This window comes from Streptacidiphilus jeojiensis (assembly GCF_042510965.1).
Lineage (GTDB): Bacteria > Actinomycetota > Actinomycetes > Streptomycetales > Streptomycetaceae > Streptacidiphilus > Streptacidiphilus jeojiensis.
The window spans coordinates 260,711-279,549 of sequence record NZ_JBEUKS010000007.1 but is presented as its reverse complement, the minus strand read 5'-3'; the positions used below and the strand labels follow the sequence as shown (position 1 = coordinate 279,549).

17 protein-coding genes are annotated in these 18,839 nt (G+C 72.1%); 9 read left to right on the top strand and 8 right to left on the bottom strand.

Annotated elements, in window-relative coordinates:
* Positions 1–119: 119 nt before the first annotated feature.
* Together ABUW04_RS21160 and ABUW04_RS21155 are read left to right on the top strand one after the other, a co-directional pair.
* The gene (locus tag ABUW04_RS21160; protein WP_030259707.1) at positions 120–314 is read left to right on the top strand and encodes a hypothetical protein; all 195 of its coding nucleotides are present in this window, start codon (positions 120–122) and stop codon (positions 312–314) included.
* Between the two features lie 227 nt (positions 315–541).
* Positions 542–1,585, top strand: coding sequence for a phosphatidylinositol-specific phospholipase C domain-containing protein (locus ABUW04_RS21155; protein ID WP_380566222.1), 1,044 nt, complete (start codon positions 542–544; stop codon positions 1,583–1,585).
* A 42-nt stretch (positions 1,586–1,627) separates the two neighbouring features.
* Here ABUW04_RS21155 and ABUW04_RS21150 read toward each other — a convergent pair whose 3' ends face one another.
* From ABUW04_RS21150 to ABUW04_RS21140, 3 genes are read right to left on the bottom strand one after another with little or no spacing between them, the layout of a single operon-like run.
* Complete coding sequence (locus tag ABUW04_RS21150) at positions 1,628–2,410, bottom strand: MBL fold metallo-hydrolase (RefSeq protein ID WP_380566221.1); 783 nt, start codon at positions 2,408–2,410, stop codon at positions 1,628–1,630.
* Between the two features lie 10 nt (positions 2,411–2,420).
* Complete coding sequence (locus ABUW04_RS21145) at positions 2,421–2,582, bottom strand: hypothetical protein (RefSeq protein ID WP_380566220.1); 162 nt, start codon at positions 2,580–2,582, stop codon at positions 2,421–2,423.
* A 36-nt stretch (positions 2,583–2,618) separates the two neighbouring features.
* A complete protein-coding gene (locus tag ABUW04_RS21140; RefSeq protein ID WP_380566219.1) occupies positions 2,619–3,887 on the bottom strand; it encodes an HNH endonuclease signature motif containing protein in 1,269 nt (422 codons plus the stop codon).
* A gap of 535 nt (positions 3,888–4,422) precedes the next feature.
* Here ABUW04_RS21140 and aspS point away from each other — a divergent pair.
* A complete protein-coding gene (aspS, locus tag ABUW04_RS21135) occupies positions 4,423–5,745 on the top strand; it encodes an aspartate--tRNA(Asn) ligase (protein WP_380566218.1) in 1,323 nt (440 codons plus the stop codon).
* Positions 5,746–5,826: 81 nt separating this feature from the next.
* On the opposite strand, the gene ABUW04_RS21130 is transcribed toward aspS, so the two are convergent.
* Positions 5,827–7,566, bottom strand: coding sequence for a pyruvate dehydrogenase (locus ABUW04_RS21130; RefSeq protein ID WP_380566217.1), 1,740 nt, complete (start codon positions 7,564–7,566; stop codon positions 5,827–5,829).
* 157 nt (positions 7,567–7,723) lie between these two features.
* Between ABUW04_RS21130 and ABUW04_RS21125 the strand changes: the two genes are divergently transcribed.
* From ABUW04_RS21125 to meaB, 4 genes are all read left to right on the top strand, one after another.
* Complete coding sequence (locus ABUW04_RS21125; RefSeq protein WP_030259713.1) at positions 7,724–7,954, top strand: hypothetical protein; 231 nt, start codon at positions 7,724–7,726, stop codon at positions 7,952–7,954.
* 146 nt (positions 7,955–8,100) lie between these two features.
* Positions 8,101–9,960: a methylmalonyl-CoA mutase family protein gene (locus ABUW04_RS21120; RefSeq protein WP_380566216.1), complete on the top strand. Its 1,860-nt coding sequence runs from the start codon at positions 8,101–8,103 to the stop codon at positions 9,958–9,960.
* Positions 9,957–12,182, top strand: coding sequence for a methylmalonyl-CoA mutase (gene scpA / locus ABUW04_RS21115; protein WP_380566215.1), 2,226 nt, complete (start codon positions 9,957–9,959; stop codon positions 12,180–12,182). Before ABUW04_RS21120 ends, scpA begins: the two co-directional genes overlap by 4 nt.
* Positions 12,179–13,204: a methylmalonyl Co-A mutase-associated GTPase MeaB gene (gene meaB, locus ABUW04_RS21110; protein WP_380566214.1), complete on the top strand. Its 1,026-nt coding sequence runs from the start codon at positions 12,179–12,181 to the stop codon at positions 13,202–13,204. Before scpA ends, meaB begins: the two co-directional genes overlap by 4 nt.
* Positions 13,205–13,251: 47 nt before the next feature.
* Here meaB and ABUW04_RS21105 read toward each other — a convergent pair whose 3' ends face one another.
* The 3 genes from ABUW04_RS21105 to ABUW04_RS21095 all read right to left on the bottom strand — a co-directional run bounded on the left by ABUW04_RS21105 (position 13,252) and on the right by ABUW04_RS21095 (position 15,920).
* A complete protein-coding gene (locus ABUW04_RS21105; RefSeq protein WP_380566213.1) occupies positions 13,252–13,878 on the bottom strand; it encodes a TetR/AcrR family transcriptional regulator in 627 nt (208 codons plus the stop codon).
* Positions 13,879–13,952: 74 nt separating this feature from the next.
* The gene (locus tag ABUW04_RS21100; protein WP_380566212.1) at positions 13,953–15,431 is read right to left on the bottom strand and encodes an MFS transporter; all 1,479 of its coding nucleotides are present in this window, start codon (positions 15,429–15,431) and stop codon (positions 13,953–13,955) included.
* A gap of 108 nt (positions 15,432–15,539) precedes the next feature.
* Positions 15,540–15,920 (bottom strand): hypothetical protein, encoded by a 381-nt coding sequence (locus ABUW04_RS21095; protein WP_380566211.1) that lies wholly within the window; start codon positions 15,918–15,920, stop codon positions 15,540–15,542.
* Between the two features lie 133 nt (positions 15,921–16,053).
* On the opposite strand from ABUW04_RS21095, the gene ABUW04_RS21090 reads away from it, so the two are divergent.
* The gene (locus ABUW04_RS21090) at positions 16,054–17,079 is read left to right on the top strand and encodes an alpha/beta hydrolase-fold protein (protein ID WP_030259724.1); all 1,026 of its coding nucleotides are present in this window, start codon (positions 16,054–16,056) and stop codon (positions 17,077–17,079) included.
* Between the two features lie 36 nt (positions 17,080–17,115).
* Positions 17,116–18,465 carry an FAD-dependent oxidoreductase gene (locus ABUW04_RS21085; protein ID WP_380566210.1) on the top strand — a complete coding sequence of 450 codons (1,350 nt, stop codon included), beginning with the start codon at positions 17,116–17,118 and terminating at the stop codon, positions 18,463–18,465.
* Here the strand turns inward: ABUW04_RS21085 and ABUW04_RS21080 are convergent.
* The gene (locus ABUW04_RS21080; protein WP_380566368.1) at positions 18,402–18,725 is read right to left on the bottom strand and encodes a DUF6296 family protein; all 324 of its coding nucleotides are present in this window, start codon (positions 18,723–18,725) and stop codon (positions 18,402–18,404) included. The two genes, ABUW04_RS21085 and ABUW04_RS21080, sit on opposite strands and share 64 nt — an antisense overlap.
* Between the last annotated feature and the right edge of the window lie 114 nt (positions 18,726–18,839).

The window sequence follows — 18,839 nt, the reverse complement described above, 5'->3', positions numbered from 1 at the left end:
CGTGATCCCGGACCCATCCGGACGCGTAACAGCTACGAACGCCTCGCGGAACGCCCGGCAAGGGGCCTTCCTTTGCGATCAGAGCTGCTTCGAAGCCAGGGGGATCCATGGATCGGTGGTTGATCAGAACGCAGTACGGGTACGGCGACGGCTACCGCGCACTGGTCGACGACGAGTGCGCGACCTGTCACGGCAGCGGGCGCACCCGCAACGGCACCCCCTGCCTGCCCTGCGGGGTACTGATGTCGCCCAAGCAGCAGGAGACGGCGGCCCGGCTGCGGCTGGCGCCGCGACGGCTGTACCTCTGCCGCTGAGCGGAGGCGGCCGAAGTCCTATGGGGCCGCGGGTCGGACGGGCGCAGCGCCCGGCCGGTCGGCGGCCCCGCGGCGCGAGGGGGCGCCGGGACGCCGACGCCGGAAGGCCAGGCCGACGTCATTGTCATGTCACTGGCTATTCCCTCGGGACCCTCAGGATGGTCTAGTCCGGTTGCGCGGCAGTCGCCGCGCTCCGTCCCCGTCCAGGAGGCAGTATGTCCCGCCCCATGCGCCGTGGTCTCCCGTTCCTCGCGCTGCTCGCCGCGGCGCTGCTGGTGCCGGCCGGTACCAGCAGCGCCGTCGACACCGGATCCCTCGGCGAGGCGAGTGCCACCACCGTCGGCATCCACAACACCTACGACCCCAGCGCGTTCCCCTACCTGGCGGACGCGCTGGACACCGGCACCTCGATGATCGAGCTGGACGTCTGGGACGACTTCATCACCAAGGAGTGGAAGGTCAGCCACTCCAACCCGCTGGGGAACAGCAACAACTGCGTGGACGCCAGCAGCGCCTCCCAGCTCTACAGCGGCGGCGCCAACAAGGACCTGGGCAGCTGCCTGGACGACGTCAGGGTCTGGCTGGCGGCGCACCCCGGCCACGCCCCGCTGATGATCAAGATCGAGCTGAAGGCGGGCTTCCAGGCCACCTACGGCCTCGGCCCGACCCAGCTGGACCAGACCATCGCCGCGCACCTGGGCAGCGACGTCTTCCGCCCCGCCGACCTGCTGGCCAAGCCCGGCGGCGGCCAGTACGCCACGCTGGACGCGGCGGCCAAGGCCAACAACTGGCCCACCCGCAGCGCGCTGGCCGGCAAGGTGATCCTGGAGATCATCCCCGGCACGGTGGAGGAGGCCAACCCCACCGACACCCTGTGGACCGACAAGGAGTACGCCCAGCACCTCAACACCCTTTCCGCCGCAGGCCAGTTGAGCCAGGCCCAGATCTTCCCCGCGGTCCACAACGCCCAGGCCGGCGACCCGCGCACGCGCTACTCGGACACCACGCTGCGGCCCTGGTTCGTGGTCTTCGACGGTGACGCCTCGACCTACCTCAACGGCAGCATCGACACCTCCTGGTACGACACCAACCACTACCTGCTGGTGATGACCGACGCCCAGAACGTCCCGCCGGCCATCGACGACACCAACCCGACCGAGGCCCAGGCCGAGGCCAAGGTGGCCCAGCTGGCGGCCGCGCACGCCAGCGTGGTCTCCAGCGACTGGACCAAGCTCCCCACGGTCCAGTCCGAGGCCCTGCCCCGCGGCTGACGCCCGGTCGGATCGTGCCGGGAGGGGCCGCCGGAGCCGCGACTAGGCCGGCGGCCCCGCCAGCACGCTGGGCTGCGCGGCGAAGTCGCTCTCGGGGCTGAAGCGCTGCTCCAGGCCGTCCGCGAGGGCCCGCAGCGCGGCGCCGCCGTCGCCGTGGAACGAGGAGCCGTGCATCACGGCCAGCGTCGTCGGCTCCAGGTCGGCCAGCGAACGCAGCGTCCTCGCGGCGGCGGTGAGGCAGGAGGTCTGCCGGAAGGCGGCCTCCGCGCCCAGCGCCTGTTCGACCAGGTCCTCGCCGGTGACCGCGGGGCCGTTGCCGACCTGGGTGAGCAGGTCGCCGCAGAACAGCGTGCGGGTGGTCTCCTCGAAGAGCACCCGGGCCTCCCAGTTGTGCGGCACGTGCGGGGTGTTGAGGTGGCGCACCTGCCGGCGCCGCACCTCCTTGCCGCCCAGGTCCAGCGTCTCGCCGTCCGCCATCGGGACGGGCTGACGGTCGGCCAGGTCGTTCAGCGAGACCAGGCAGCCCAGCAGCCCGTGGGCCACCTGCGCCTGCGGAGCGGCCGCCAGGAACTCGTTCATCGCCCCGCACTCGTCGGACTCGACGTGCCCGAAGGCGATCCAGCGCAGCGAGGCCAGCGGCACCAGCCGGGCGACCTCGGCCGAGACCAGCGGGAAGAGCTGCCGCATCCCGGTGTGGAACAGCAGCGGCTCCTCCGCGTCCACCAGGAACTGGTTGAAGGTGAAGCCGGCGGGCGGTGCCACCTCGGGGACGAAGGTGGAGATCCGGTAGATGCCGTCGGCGATTTCGTCCGTACGCGTCTCCATGCGAACGACGCTACTCGCGGTGGCGGGGCTCTGGCGAGCGGTAGGAGTGGATGCGGTCAGGGTCGTGGGATGTCGCGGAGCCCGAGGACGACTGCGCCGTGAGCAGTGCGGTGACGGTGGCCCGGATGCCGCCCTCGGCCAGCATGCGATCCGCACCTTCGGGGGCGGCCACGGCGTGGTCCTGACCGAGCCTTGCCGCACAGGGGGCCTAGGCCACGGGTGTGGGTTGGTCGGTGTAGGTGTGGCCGGTGGGGGCGGTCCAGGTGACGGTGCCGGACTGGTAGCCGATGTGCCAGCCGGCGCGGTGTTTGGTGAGGTGGTGTCGGCGGCAGAGGGGGATGAGGTTGTCGGGGGTGGTCAGGCCGCCGGTGTGGGGGTTGGTGTGGTTGAAGGGGGTGACGTGGTCCAGGTCGCAGCGGCGGGAGGGGCGGGTGCAGCCGGGGAAGCGGCAGTGGGGGTCGCGGGCGATCACGTGGCGGGTGACCTCGGTGGTCGGCCGGTAGGTGGTGGGGTCGGTTTTGAGGACCTGGCCGGTGGTGGGGTGGGTGAGTAGGCGGCGCCAGATGCTGCCGGGGTGGGTGGCCAGTGCTCGGGCCTGGGCCGGGGTGATGGGGCCGTGGCCCTGGAGGTCGGCGGGTTCCTCGGCAGTGCCGATCAGGGTGTCGTAGGGGACGGTCACGATGATCGTCGGGGCAGGGGCGGCTGACGTTGTCCCCGTTTTGGAGACAAGTTCCACCAGGGCGTCGGCGCAGCGTTGGGGCAGGGTGCGGCCGTCCGCATCGAGGGTGTGGGCGTGCGCGGTGACGGCGGCGTCCACCAGGGCGGCGTCGCCTGCCGTCAGCAGGGCGCCGTACCAGGCCATGCCCTCGGGGTGGGGCTGAAGGGTGGTGCGCCGGTCTTCCCGGGCGCGGGTGTGGCGCTGCTCGGCCCCGGCCGGGTCGGCCTTGATCACCGCGCGGCTGATGGCCTTACGCGCCGCGCCCACCGTCTGGGTCGGCAGCTTGGGCAGGACCAGGGCCTCCACGCGCGTGGCGGTCTCGTCATCGAGGGCGACGGTGTGCTCCAGCAGGGCCTTGAGGTGCATGATCTGCACCTGGCCCTGGGCCAGCAGCCCCACAGCGGTCGGGAACCGGCTCGTGAGCTGCTGGGCTTCGACCAGCCGCCCCCGTGCGGTGTCCGGGGAGATCCGCAGGGCACAGGCCACCTGCTCCTGGGTCTCCAGGAAATCCCCCAACGCATCCGGATGCCCGGGGATGCAGGTCAGCGGATGCTCCTGCAGTCCGGCCAGCATGCCGATCTGGACCGCCTCCAGCCAGCACCGCGCCCGCTGGACGGCAACCAGGGCATCGATGCGCCCCGCCGCCGACAGCGCCGTGCCGTACAAAGCGGCGATCCCGGCGACACTGTCCGCCCCGGGTACCGCCCGCGCCAGCTCCGCCGCCACCGCATCGGCCCCCACGAACCGGTCCACCGACACCACCCCCTCCAGGTGCTCCGTATACTCCTGATTCTACTGTGACCCAGCCGTCAAAATCCGCCCCAATACCGGCTCTGACCAGCATGAACAGATGCGAATCGAACCTGCGCGCGCCCTCCGGAATCAGGCTCTTCTGCTGGGAGGGCGATGATCGCTTCGTGGCTGCGGAAGCTGAAGCCCGGGCGGATGATGAGCCTGGTTCTGGTGTTCGGCCCCAAGATGGCCTCTGGCCTGCGTATCTCGCTTGCACGCGCAGCAGGGCATCCCTAGCCTGATGTCTCAACGCGACGAGGGAGACGAGTAGCTGCGGAACCCTGCGAGTTGAGAGAGTTGCCACCAGCTGAGACGGCAGCCTCGCATCCCGCAGCGAAGACACTCCTGAGTGCGGGGAGGAAATGCCCCGCCGGTCGGCCTCCGTCACCGGGCCACGATGAGGCCGTTGCTCACAGGCAGCGGTGAAAGTGCGGTGGCACCGCGAGTCACCCTTCTCGCCCGCACTTCCAAGGGATCAGCCAAGGTCCACTGGAGGACTGCGATGATCCACCCTGCGAGACGCGTACTGGTCGCAGACCTGCGCAAACACGTTGGAGAGACCGTTTCGGTCTCCGGCTGGGTGAACACCCTGCGCCTGCAACGCAAGATGCAATTCGTCCTGGTCCGCGACCACACAGGTATGACGCAGGTGACCCACAGGCGCGGCGGCGAGGGTGACCTGCTGGAACGTCAGCTCGAAGAGATTTCCCTGGAGTCGGCGGTGCGGATCACCGGCCGGGTCCTCGACAACCCTGTGGTCAACCTGGGCGGCCTTGAACTCGTTCCTACGGGCATGGAGGTCCTCAACCGGGCCCAGGCCCCGCTTCCCATCGACGAGCACACGGGATCCGAGCACCGGCTCGACTGGCGGTTCCTCGACGTCCGCAAGCGTCCTGCCGCACAGCTGTTGTTCGCCGTGCAGACTACGGTCGAGCAGGCGATGAGGGAGTTCGCCTACCGCGAGGGCTGCACCGAGATGCACACCCCGAAGCTGATGGGGACCGCCTCGGAGTCCGGGGCGGAAGTATTCAAGCTCGGCTACTTCGACCGCAACGCCTACCTGGCCCAGTCGCCCCAGTTCTACAAGCAGATGGCGATCGCCGCCGGCATCGACCGGGTCTTCGAGGTCGGCCCCGTCTTCCGCGCCGAGCCCTCGTTCACTTCCCGCCATGCCACCGAGTTCACCGGGGTGGACGTCGAGCTCGCCTGGATCGACAGCGTCGAGGACGTGATGGACTTCGAAGAGCGCATGCTGGTTCACACGCTGACGACGGTGAAGAACCTCCACGGTGACGCCATTCGGGAGCATTTCGGCGTGGAGGTGACGGTGCCGGAGCTGCCGTTCCCGCGCATCACCATGGCCGGGGCCCAGCAGATCCTCAGAGCAAGGGGATGGGATCCCCAGGGGGTCAAGGAGGACCTGGACCCTGAGGGCGAGCGGGGTTTGGCCGCGCACGTCATGGAGGAGACCGGGCACGAGTTCGTTTTCGTGACCGAGTACCCGGCAAGCATCCGGCCCTTCTATCACATGCGGCCGGCCGACCGGCCCGGCCTGACGTCGAGCTTCGACCTTCTGTGGAAGGGCCTGGAGATCACCACCGGTGCCCAACGCGAGCACCGCTACGATCTGCTGCTCGAACAGGCCGCCGAAAAGGGAGTAGGAACCGAGTCGCTGCGGGACTATCTGAACTGTTTCCGCTACGGGTGCCCGCCGCACGGCGGCTTGGGCATGGGGCTGGGACGCGTGCTCATGGTGATGCTCGGCCTCGACTCGATCCGGGAAGCGACGTTCTTGTTCCGCGGGCCCAACCGGCTCACCCCGTAGGGTCCTTGAGTGCCGGTGCGTCAGTACGTGACGGTGCTCCGCCGGGCCGGGCCATCGACACGGACCAGCCCACCGTAGTGGTCAGGGCCGGGGGATGTTGCGGAGGTTGGCTCGGGCCAGGGCGAGCATGGTGCCCACGCCGCCGTCCAGGACGGTGCGGCCGGCGGAGAGGGCGAAGCCGCGGATCTGGGAGAGCTCGATGTGGGAGGGGACCGACAGCGAGTTGGGGTCGGTGACCAGCTGGACCAGGGCCGGGCCAGGGGTGTTCAGGGCGTCGGCCAGGGCCGCGTGCACCTCGGTGGGCTTCTCCACCCGGACGCTGGGGATGCCGATCCCGGCGGCGACGGCGGCGTAGTCGACGGCGGGGTGGTCGGTGCCGAAGGCCGGCAGGCCGTCCACCATCATCTCCAGCCGGACCATGCCGAGCGAGGAGTTGTCGAACACCACCACCTTGACGTTCAGGTCGTGCTGGCGCACCGTGATCAGCTCGCCGAGCAGCATGCCCAGGCCGCCGTCGCCGGACATCGAGACGATCTGCCGGTCGCGGTCGGCGAAGGCGGCGCCGATGGCGTGCGGGAGGGCGTTGGCCATCGACCCGTGGGCGAAGGAGCCGATCACCCGGCGGCGGCCGTTGGGCGTGAGGTAGCGGGCGGCCCAGACGTTGTTCATGCCGGTGTCGACGGTGAACACGGCGTCGTCGGCGGCCAGCTCGTCGAGGACCGAGGCGGCGTACTCGGGGTGGATCGGGACGTGGTTCTCCACCTTGCGGGTGTAGGCGCTGACGGCTCCGCTCAGCGCCCGCTCGTGCTTGCGCAGCATCTCGTCCAGGAACCGGCGCGACCCCTTCACCTCCAGCAGCGGCAGCACCGCGCGCAGGGTCGCCCCGACGTCGCCGTGCACGGCCAGCTCCAGCGGGGTGCGGCGGCCCAGCCGGCGGGCGTCCCGGTCCACCTGGACGGTGTGGGCCTGCGGCAGGAAGGCGTCGTAGGGGAAGTCGGCGCCCAGCATCAGCATCAGGTCGGCCTCGTGCAGCGCGTCGTAGCAGGCACCGTAGCCGAGCAGGCCGACCATTCCCACGTCGTAGGGGTTGTCGAACTGGATCCACTCCTTGCCGCGCAGGGTGTGGCCGACCGGGGCCTTCACGGTCTCGGCCAGCCGCATCACCTCGGCGTGGGCGTCGCGGGTGCCGGCGCCGCAGAACAGGGTGACCCGCTCGGCGGCGTTGATCCGGTCGGCCAGTGCCCGCACCGTCGCCGGCTCGGGCACCACCGGGGCGAGCACCGCGGCGGGGGCGGAGCTGCCGGTCGGGTGGGCGGCCGGCTCGTCGGCGATGTCGCCGGGCAGCACCAGCACCGAGACGCCGGGGGTGGCCACCGCGTGCTGCACCGCGATCCTGGCGATCCGCGGCATCTGGGCCGGCTGGGAGATCAGCTCGCAGTAGTCGGCGGCCTCGGCGAAGAGCTGCTCCGGATGGGTCTCCTGGAAGTAGCCGGTGCCGATCTGGGTGGAGGGGATGTGCGAGGCGATGGCGAGCACCGGGGCGCTGCTGCGCCGGGCGTCGTAGAGGCCCTGGACCAGATGGGTGTTGCCGGGGCCGCAGGAGCCCGCGCAGACCGCCAGCCTGCCGGTGACCTGCGCCTCCGCGGCGGCGGCGAAGGCGGCGGCCTCCTCGTTGCGGACGTGCACCCACTCGATCCCGTCGGTCCGCCGGATGGCGTCGACCAGCGGGTTGAGGCTGTCGCCGACGACACCGTAGATGCGCTCGACGCCGGACTGGAGCAGGACCTGGACGAACTGGTCGGCGACCTTGGAGCGGGCCATGGGACTTCCTCGGGGTCGGTGCGGCCGCGGGTGCGGGGGAACGCGTGCACGACGCCTGATACCCGGAATCGCCGGGAGATCACCTGTGTCCCGCGACACACGCCCGACCGGCCCACCCGGGGTGCCCCGAGCGCCGCGACGGGGGCAGTCTGGGGGTATGAGCGACGACACCGCACCCCTTCCGTCACCGTCGGAGCACCATCTGATCGAGGTGGCCGGCTACCACGCCGACACCCGTTTCCGGCTCGTCAGGTTCAAGGGCATCGGCTGGGAGCCGCTGGCGGAGGACGAGTTCGAGCTGAGGGTACGGCAGGTCTTCCCCGACATCGACCTCGACGATCCGGAGCAGGTGTTCTGGAGCGACCGCCCCCGCGAGTGGCCCAGGTAGCGGGCACGGTGGCACACCCCTCGGCAGACCGCTCGGCAGACCGCTCGGCACTCCCGGATGGCACTCCGCGGCGCCAGGAGTGCAAGAGGTCAAGGTCACAGTTGGCTGACCTGCAATCAGCAGTTAACCGCCTCTAACCTACGAGCATGACGGTCTCGCCCCAAGGGCTCTCCCTGGCCGCCGAGTTCCCGGAAGCGAGTCGGGAGCAGTGGCAGCGCCTCGTCGAAGGTGTCCTCCGCAAGTCGGGTGCGGAGGATGTCTCGGGCGTGCAGGCCGAGAGCAGGCTCAGCACCCGGCTCCAGGACGGCATCACGGTCCGGCCGCTCTACACCTCCGCCGACGCCCCGGCCGTGACCAGCGGCTATCCCGGCTTCGCCCCGTTCGTGCGCGGCAGCCGGGCGCAGGGGGCGGTGCCCGGGGGGTGGGAGGTGCGGCAGCAGCACGCGCACCCGGATCCGCGCCGGGCCAACGAGGCGGTCCTCGCCGACCTGGAGAACGGCGTGGGCTCGCTCTGGCTCACCGTCGGCGCGGCCGGACTGCCGGTGGCCGGGCTGCCGACCGCCCTGGAAGGGGTCTACCTCGACCTCGCGGGCGTGGTCCTGGACGCCGGCAGCGAGACCACCGCCGCCGCCGAGCAACTCTTTCGGGTGTACCAGGAGCGCGGCATTCCCGCGGACGCCCCCTGGGGCAGCCTGGGCGCCGACCCGCTGGGGCTGTCCGCCCGTACCGGCGACCAGCGGTTCGCCGCGACCGACGAGGCGACCGCGCTGGCGGTGCGCTGCGTCCGGGACCACCCCGGGCTGCGCGCGCTGACCGTGGACGCCCTCGCCTACCACGACGCCGGCGCCTCGACCGCGGAGGAGCTGGGCTGCTCGCTGGCGACCGGTGTCGCCTATCTGCGCGCGCTGACGGCGGCCGGGCTGACCGTCGATCAAGCGGCGGCGCAGCTGGAGTTCCGCTACGCCGCCACCGCCGACCAGTTCAGCACCATCGCCAAGCTCAGGGCCGCCCGCCGGCTCTGGGCCAGGGTCGCCGAGGTCAGCGGGGTCGCCGGGCCGGGGGCCGCGCAGCGCCAGCACGCGGTCACCTCCTCGGTGATGGCCACCGAGCGCGACCCCTGGGTGAACATGCTCCGGGGCACCGTCGCCTGCCTGGCCGCCGGGGTCGGCGGTGCGGACGCGGTGACCGTGCAGCCCTTCGACAGCGCGCTGGGCCTGCCGGACGCCTTCGCCCGCCGGATCGCCCGCAACACCCAGGCGATCCTGGTGGAGGAGTCGCACCTGGCCCGGGTGATCGACCCGGCCGGCGGCTCCTGGTACGTGGAGAGCCTCACCGATGAGCTGGCCCGGGCGGCCTGGGCCTGGTTCCAGGAGATCGAACGGGCCGGCGGCCAGGCAGCGGCGCTGTCGTCCGGGCTGGTGGGGGAGCGGATCGCGCGGACCTGGGCGGCCCGCAGCGAGGACCTGGCGCACCGGCGCGAGCCGGTGACCGGGGTCAGCGAGTTCCCCAACCTGGCCGAACCCCCGGTGCGGCGCGAACCCGCGCCGGAGCCGCCGGGCGGTGGCCTGCCCAGGGTGCGCAGCGCGCAGGCCTTCGAGGCGCTGCGGACCCGCTCGGACCGGCAGCTGGCCGCGACCGGGGCCCGTCCCCGGGTGTTCCTGGCGACGCTGGGCCCGGCGGCCGTGCACACCGGCCGGTCCTCCTTCGCCGCCAACCTGTTCCAGGCCGGCGGCATCGAGACGGTGACCGGCGAGGGCGCCGAGGCGTTCCGGGCCGGCGGCGCGACGGTGGCGGTGCTGTGCTCCAGCGACCGGCTCTACGCCGAGCAGGGCGAGCAGGCGGTGGCGCAGCTGCGGGAGGCCGGCGCCGAGCGGGTGCTGCTGGCCGGACAGCCACATGGTGGAGTGGCGGGGACTGTCAGTGGCGTGGACGACCATGTGTTCACCGGCTGCGACGCCGTTGCCGTCCTCACTTCCACCCTGGACCTGATCGGAGCGGTGCGATGATCCCCGATTTCACCGAGGTGCCGCTCGACGGCGAGCAGCCGGGCCCGGCCGCCACCGACGAGGACTGGCGCTCGGCCTGGGAGCAGGCGGCAGGAAAGGCCGCCGGCGACGGCGATTCCGCGGAGCTGGTCTGGGACACCCCGGAGGGCATCGCCGTCAAACCGCTCTACACTGGCGACGACCTGGCCGGGGTGGACTTCCTGTCCACCTACCCGGGCATCGCGCCGTTCCTGCGCGGCCCGTACCCCACCATGTACGTCAACCAGCCGTGGACGATCCGTCAGTACGCCGGGTTCTCCACCGCCGAGGAGTCCAACGCCTTCTACCGGCGCAATCTGGCGGCCGGTCAGAAGGGGCTCTCGGTCGCCTTCGACCTGCCCACCCACCGCGGCTACGACAGCGACCACCCCCGGGTGACCGGTGACGTCGGCATGGCCGGGGTGGCCATCGACTCCATCTACGACATGCGCCAGCTGTTCGACGGCATCCCGCTGGACCGGATGTCGGTGTCGATGACCATGAACGGCGCGGTGCTGCCGGTGCTGGCGCTGTACATCGTGGCGGCCGAGGAGCAGGGGGTGCCGCCCGAGAAGCTGGCGGGGACCATCCAGAACGACATCCTCAAGGAGTTCATGGTCCGCAACACCTACATCTACCCGCCGCAGCCCTCGATGCGGATCATCTCCGACATCTTCGCCTACACCTCGCAGCGGATGCCGCGCTACAACTCCATCTCCATCTCCGGCTACCACATCCAGGAGGCCGGGGCCACGGCCGACCTGGAGCTGGCCTACACCCTGGCCGACGGGGTGGAGTACCTGCGCGCCGGGCTGGCGGCCGGCATGGACGTGGACTCCTTCGCGCCGCGGCTGTCGTTCTTCTGGGCCATCGGCATGAACTTCTTCATGGAGATCGCCAAGCTGCGCGCGGCCCGGCTGCTGTGGGCGAAGCTGGTGCGGCAGTTCGACCCGCAGAACCCCAAGTCCCTCTCGCTGCGCACCCATTCGCAGACCTCGGGCTGGTCGCTGACCGCGCAGGACGTCTTCAACAACGTCACCAGGACCTGTGTGGAGGCGATGGCGGCCACCCAGGGCCACACCCAGTCGCTGCACACCAACGCCCTGGACGAGGCGCTGGCGCTGCCCACCGACTTCTCCGCGCGGATCGCCCGCAACACCCAGCTGATGCTCCAGCAGGAGTCCGGCACCTGCCGGGTGATCGACCCCTGGGGCGGCAGCGCCTACGTCGAGAAGCTGACCCAGGACCTGGCCGAGCGGGCCTGGCAGCACATCCAGGAGGTGGAGGCGGCCGGCGGGATGGCCAAGGCCATCGACGCGGGCATCCCCAAGCTGCGCATCGAGGAGGCGGCGGCCAGGACCCAGGCCCGGATCGACTCCGGGCGGCAGCCGGTGATCGGGGTCAACAAGTACCGGGTCGCCACCGACGAGAAGATCGACGTGCTCAAGGTCGACAACTCCTCGGTCCGCGCCCAGCAGGTCGAGAAGCTGCGCCGGCTGCGCGCCGAGCGCGACGAGCAGGCCTGTCAGGCGGCGCTGCGGGCGCTCACCGAGTCGGCCCGGGCCGGTGCCCGCAACGACGGCACCCTGGACGGAAACCTGCTGGCGCTGGCGGTGGACGCGGCCCGGGCGATGGCCACGGTCGGGGAGATCTCCGACGCGCTGGAGGCGGTGTACGGGCGGCACGCGGGACAGATCCGTACCATCACCGGTGTGTACCGCGAGGAGGCAGGAGCGACCGGGGCCGTGGAGCAGAGCCGTGCGCTGGTGCGGGCGTTCCAGGAGGCGGAGGGCCGGCGGCCGCGCATCCTGGTGGCCAAGATGGGCCAGGACGGCCACGACCGCGGCCAGAAGGTGATCGCCACCGCCTTCGCCGACCTGGGCTTCGACGTGGACGTCGGCGCGCTGTTCCAGACGCCGGAGGAGGTGGCCCGGCAGGCGGTGGAGGCCGATGTGCACGTGGTCGGCGTCTCCTCGCTGGCGGCGGGGCACCTCACCCTGGTGCCGGCGCTGCGCGCGGCGCTGGCCGAGGCCGGGCGCGAGGACATCACCATCGTGGTCGGCGGGGTGATCCCGCCGCAGGACTTCGACGCCCTCTACGCGGCCGGCGCCGCGGCGGTCTTCCCGCCCGGCACGGTGATCCCGGAGGCGGCCATCGACCTGCTGCGGACCCTGGCCGAATCGCTCGGCCACGAGCTGACGTGACGGCTCGGCAGAACCCGGGGCGGCCCCGGCCGGTGGACGTCGAGGCCTATGCGGCCGGGGTGCTGGCCGGTTCCCGGGCCTGGATCGCCCGGGCGGTCACCCTGGTCGAGTCCACCCGCGCGGACCACCGGGAGGCGGCGCAGCGGCTGCTGGTGGAGCTGCTGCCGCACTCCGGCCGGGCGGTCCGAGTGGGCATCACCGGGGTTCCCGGTGTCGGCAAGTCGACCTTCATCGACGCGCTGGGCACCCTGCTCACCGGCCGCGACCACCGGGTGGCGGTGCTCGCCGTCGACCCGTCCTCGACCCGGACCGGCGGCTCCATCCTCGGCGACAAGACCCGGATGGAGCGGCTGGCCGTGGACCCGAACGCCTTCGTGCGCCCCTCGCCGACCTCGGGCACCCTGGGCGGGGTGGCCAGGGCGACCCGGGAGAGCATGGTGGTGATGGAGGCGGCCGGCTACGACGTGGTGCTGGTGGAGACCGTCGGGGTGGGGCAGTCGGAGACCACCGTCGCCAACATGGTGGACACCTTCGTGCTGCTCACCCTGGCCAGGACCGGCGACCAGCTGCAGGGCATCAAGAAGGGCGTGCTGGAGCTGGCGGACCTGGTCGCGGTCAACAAGGCCGACGGCGAGCACCTGGTCGCCGCCCGCTCGGCCGCCCGCGAACTGGCCGGCGCGCTGCGGCTGATGCGCTCCCCGGACGCGGCCTGGAACACGCCGGTGCTGACCTGCAGCGGCCGTGAGGGACTGGAGCTGGACGAGCTCTGGGAGACGGTCGAGCAGCACCGCCGGATCCTGGACGGCACCGGGTCGCTGGCCGCACGGCGCAGCGAGCAGCAGGTGGAGTGGGTCTGGGCGATGGTCCGCGACCAGCTGCTGACCCGGCTGCACGAGGACGCCGCGGTGCGGGAGTTGACGCCGGATCTGGAACAGCGGGTCAGGGACGGCAAGCTGACGGCGACGCTGGCGGCGGAGCAGATCCTGGCGGCCTTCGGCGGCGGAGAGCCCACCACCGGGTAGGCCGGGGCGGCGAGGTCGGCCAGGCCGGCGAGGTCGGTGCGGCGGGTTCAGGCGCCGCGCGGGGCCCCGCTGATCCGGGCCAGGTCGGCCCGGCTGACGGGGGGCCGGGTGCTGGGCGGCTCGGGGGCGCGCAGTCCGGCGAGGTGGATGTCGAGGTGCCGCTCCCAGGCGTCCGGGGCGACCGCCCCGGCGGACTCCACCACGCCGCGCACCCCCCAGATGGTGGCCTGGACGTCGCCGAGGGTGATTTCCGGTCGGATCCGGCCGTGTCGCTGCGCCTGCGCCAGCAGCTCGCCCATCAGGTCCCGCAGGTGCTCGGCGCACTCCGCCCTGGTGTGGCTGACCAGCTTGTCGATGTAGCCGCGGTGCCGGCTGAAGCGGTTGCCCAGGATCCGCAGGAAGGTCTCCAGGCCAGTGCCGTCGTCCTGGGTCAACTCCTGCCGGGCGGCGTCGATCAGCTGCTCCATCAGGGTCACCACCAGGGCGTCGATCAGTGCCTCCTTGTTGGGGAAGCGGCGGTAGACCGTGCCCACGCCCACCCCCGCGCGGGAGGCGATCAGCTCCATGCTGGCGTCGGTGCCGTGCTCGGAGATGACGTCGAGGGCGGCGTCCAGGACCAGCCGGTGGTTGCGGGCGGCGTCGCGTCGCATGGGGCGCCCTTCCGGCTGGTCCATCGGATCCGTCCTCCTGGTCGTGGAGTGCTGCTGGCGTCCTGAGCTGCTGAGTCGCAGTTTAGGGGCCGCGGCCGCTACTCCGGCTTGTCCCCGATCAGCGTGCCCCCCGCGACCACGCCGAGCTCCGGGTGGGCCGGCTCGTCCGCGGGCAGCGCGGAGGCGACCTTGCGTCCGGCCCGGGAGGCCGGGATCACCACGGCGGCCAGTGCGGCGATGACCATGGCACCGGCCAGCATGGCGAAGCCGTGGGTGTAGCCGGCCTCCCGCGGCAGCCCGCTGGGCTGGGCGTTGGCGGTGACGATGCTCGCCATCAGCGCGGCGCCGATCGATCCGCCGATGGTGCGGATGTTGGCGTTCATCCCGCTGGCCACGCCGGTCTGCTCCGGCGGGACGGCGGCGACGATCAGACCGGACATGGCCGCGAAGGCGAGGCCGAAGCCGATGCCCATGATCCCGGTCGCCAGGTAGAGCTCCCAGGTGTGGGTGTGCGCGAAGGCCAGCAGCAGCATCGGCACGACGCTGACCAGGCAGCCGAGCAGCACCACGGCCTTGGCGCCGATCCGGCGGGAGAGGCCGCCGGCCGCCATGCCGATCGCGAACATGGTGACTGTGGAGGGCAGCAGGATCAGCCCGGACTGGGTGATGCTGGCGCCGAAGCCGTACCCGGCGGCCTTGGGGGTCTGCACGAACTCGGGCAGGAACGCGAACACCGCGTACATGCCGACGCCGATCAGCAGCGCGACCAGGTTGTTGGTCCACACGGCCTTGCGGCGCATCATGGTCATGTCGATCAGCGGGGTGGCCGCGCGCAGCTCGACCAGGACCCAGCCGGCGGCCAGCAGCACGGCGGCGACCAGTAGGCCGATCACCTTGCCGGAGCCCCAGCCCCAGGTGGGTGCCTCGCTGAGGGCCACCAGCAGCGCCACCAGCCAGGCGGACAGCAGCAGCGCCGGGGCCCAGCTGATCCGGCCCGGGGTGCGCACCGGGGACTCGGGGACCAGGAAGTGCGCGGCCGCGGCGGCGGCGATGGTCAGGATCATCGGCAGCCAGAACAGCCAGTGGTAGTCCAGCGCGTCCACGATCGGTCCGGCCAGCACGATGCCCAGGCCCGCGCCGACGGCGCTCAGCGAGGCGATCGCGCCGATCGCGCCGTTGAGCTTCTCGCGCGGGAACTCGTCCCTGATGATGCCGAAGGCCAGCGGCAGCACGCCGCCGCCGACGCCCTGGATGGCCCGGGCCACGATCATCACGGTGACGCTGCTCGCCAGCGCGGCCAGCAGCGAGCCGGCGGCCAGGGCTATCAGCGTCGCCACGAAGACGCGCTCCTTGCCGATCATGTCGCCGATCCGGCCCATGATCGGGGTGAAGATCGAGGCGGAGAGCAGATAGGCCGTCAGTACCCAGGTGACGGTCGACTGGGTGGTGTGCAGATTGGCCTGGATCGTCGGCAGGACGGGGGTGACCAGCGACTGCAGCAGGGCATAGGCGGCGACGCCCGCCGCGAGGACCGCGAAGGTCACCTGGTGGTGCGTGCGCCGGGACTCGGACGCCATGGAACTCCTCATTCACCGCAAACAGAAGCGGAATGGTCATTCCGCCGCTGCTGACCCTACGCCCCCGGAATGACGGTTCCGTTTCGTCCCGGCCGTCTGCGACGAAGCTCACACGGCTCCGGAGCTCGAGGAGGGGATGTCGTCGGTCAGCCCGCACAGCCAGGCCAGGGCGTCATGGGCGCCCTGGAGGTAGTCGCGCGGGGCCATCCGGTGCAGCCGGTCGTCCAGTTGGGCCACCGAGGCGTCCACCTCGGCGGTGATGTGGGCCAGGTCGGGGATGTCGAAGTCGGGGCGGGCGCCGGTGATCGGGGCGCTGCTGCCCCGGCCCAGGGCCCAGAGGTAGGCGGCCAGGGCGCCTCGGCAGTACTGGGTCTGCAACTGCGGCGCGGCAGCGGCGGCCTCCAGTTCGGCGAAGGCCTGTTCGACGTCGGTGCGGGGGCGGGTGCCGATGAAGTCCTCGGCCCGGACGGGTGCGCTGGGATCGGTCATGGCTGTCGTCTGACCCGGGGACCGCGATGAATGCCTGTGCCGGACCCCTGGTGGCCTGACCGGCCGTCCGACCCGGTGTGGCAGGGTGGGGCCGGTGCCCGCCCGGGTACCCACCTGCCCCGAAGGAGCACCGATGCTGCCCTGGTCCGCCGAGTTGGCCGGACGGATCGACGAACAGGTCGTCACCAGTGACCTGCTGCGCGACAACCACCTGGGCGACCCGTTCGAGCGCCCGCTGCACGTCTACCTGCCGCCCGGCTACGACGACCAGCCGGACCGCCGCTACCCCGCCGTCTACGTGATCCAGGGCTACACCGGCCACCTGGGCATGTGGTACAACCGCACCCCGTTCCGGCAGCCCTTCCCGGAGACCGCGGACGCGCTGTTCGCCGCCGGGACACCGCCGGTGATCGTGGTCCTGGTCGACGCCTGGACCTCCTACGGCGGCAGCCAGTTCGTCGACTCGCCCGGCACCGGCCGCTACCACTCCTACCTCTGCGACGAGGTCGTCCCCTTCGTCGACGCGCGCTACCGCACCCTGGCCGACCGAGACCACCGGGCCATCTCCGGTAAGTCCAGCGGCGGCTTCGGCGCGATGATCACCCCGATGCTGCGCCCCGACCTGTTCGGCGCCCTGGCCACCCACGCCGGCGACGCCCTCTACGAGTACTGCTACATCGCCGAGTTCCCCCAGGTGGTCCGGGCGCTGCGGCCCTGGGACGGCGACGTCGCGGCCTGGTGGGACGACTTCCGCGGTCGCCCGGCGCTGACCAGGCCCGGCGACGACACCGTGCTCTCCGCCCTCGGCGTGGCCGCCTGCTTCTCCGCGGACCCGGACGGCACCCCGCGGCTGCCCTTCGACACCCGCACCGGCGAGCTGTTCCCGGAGCTGTGGCAGCGCTGGCTGGCGCTGGACCCGGTGCGGATGGTCCCCGAGCACGCCGCCGCGGTCTCCTCGCTGCGCGCGGTGTGGATCGACGCCGGCACCCGCGACGAGTACTACCTGGACATCGGCGCCGAGGCCTTCCACCGTGCGGTGCTGGCCGCCGGACTGCCCGAGGAGTCGATCCACTTCGAGCTCTTCGAGGCTGGCCACGGCGGCATCGACTACCGCTACCCGCTGGCCCTGGACTGGCTCGCCCGCCGCATCCAGCCCTGAGCGGCCGGCCCCGACCGAGCCGTTAGTCTCCGGAGCATGACGGAGCATCTGGTGGTCGTGGGCGGGGACGCAGCGGGGATGAGCGCGGCGGCGCAGGCGAGACGGCTGCGGGGGCCGGAGCGGTTGCGGATCACCGCGTTCGAGCGCGGGCACTTCAGCTCGTACTCGGCCTGCGGCATCCCCTACTGGGTCGGCGGCGACGTGCCCGAGCGGGACGCGCTGATCGCGCGGACCCCGGAGCAGCACCGCGCTCAGGGGATCGATCTGCTGATGCGCACCGAGGTGGTCGAGCTGGACCTGGACCGGCGCCGGGTGCGCAGCCGCGACCTGGAGGACGGCAGCGAGGCCTGGACCGGCTTCGACCAGTTGGTCATCGGCACCGGGGCCGAGCCGGTCCGGCCCCCGCTGCCGGGTTTCGACGCGCCCGGGGTGCACGGTGTGCAGACCCTGGACGAGGGCCAGGCGCTGCTGCGGACGCTGGAGCGGGACTGCCGCAGGGCGGTGGTGGTCGGCGGCGGCTACATCGGGATCGAGATGGCCGAGGCCATGGTGCGGCGCGGGCTCGACGTCACCGTGGTGCACCGGGCGCCCGAGCCGATGTCCACGCTGGACCCGGACATGGGACGGCTGGTGCGCGAGGCCATGGAGGGCATGGGCATGGAGGTGGTGCCCGGCGCCGAGGCCAAGGAGGTGCTGCTCGGCCCGGACGGGCGGCCCAGGGCGGTGGTCAGCAGCGCCGGGGAGCACCCGGCCGACGTGGTGGTGCTGGGTCTGGGCGTGCGGCCGCGCACGGAGCTGGCGCGCGCCGCCGGGCTGCCGCTGGGGGAGTCCGGCGGGCTGCGCACCGAGGACACCATGCGGGTGCGCGGGCAGGAGGGGATCTGGGCCGGCGGGGACTGCGTCGAGGTGCTGGACCAGGTCTCCGGCCGGTACCGGCACATCGCGCTGGGGACGCACGCCAACAAGCAGGGCCGGGTGATCGGCATCAACCTCGGCGGCGGCAGCGCGGTGTTCCCGGGCGTGGTGGGGACCGCGGTCAGCAAGGTGTGCGCGCTGGAGATCGCCCGCACCGGGCTGAAGGAGCGCGAGGCGGAGGCGGCCGGGCTGGCCTACGAGTCGGCCGTGATCGAGGCGACCAGCAGGGCGGGCTACTACCCGGGCGCCGCCCCGATGACGGTCAAGATGACCGCCGAGCGGGGCAGCGGGCGGATGCTGGGCCTGCAGATCGTCGGCCGCGAGGGCGCGGCCAAGCGGGTGGACATCGGCGCCGTCGCGCTGACCGCGGGGATGACGGTCGATCAGGTGGTCTCGCTGGACCTGGGCTACGCGCCGCCGTTCTCGCCGGTCTGGGACCCGGTGCAGGTGGCGGCCCGCCGACTGCTCTGAGCCGGCAGCGGGCGGCAGCCCGAGGGGCGGCGCGGGCGCTGATGGGCGCTGGTGGCGAGCATCCGGACCTCGCCGCGGTCGCTGATCTCGGCGCGGATGATGCCGGTGTCGTCGGCGTAGACGGGGTGGCCGCCGGGGCCCCGGCTGCTGGTGCGGTGGACCACCACGCCGTCCGGGGACCTGCGGTCGGCGGCGGCGTGGTCTGGAGCGGCGTGGTCGGGGGCCGGGCGGTCGGGGGCCGGGCGGTCGGCCCCGGACAGGGGCTGGGCGAAGGTCAGTTCGAAGCGCGGGGTGTCGAAACGGGCGCTGGTACTGGGGGCCGTCGTCAAGGTGGGAGACCGTTCTGTGCGTGGCGGGACAGGCTGGACGGTCGT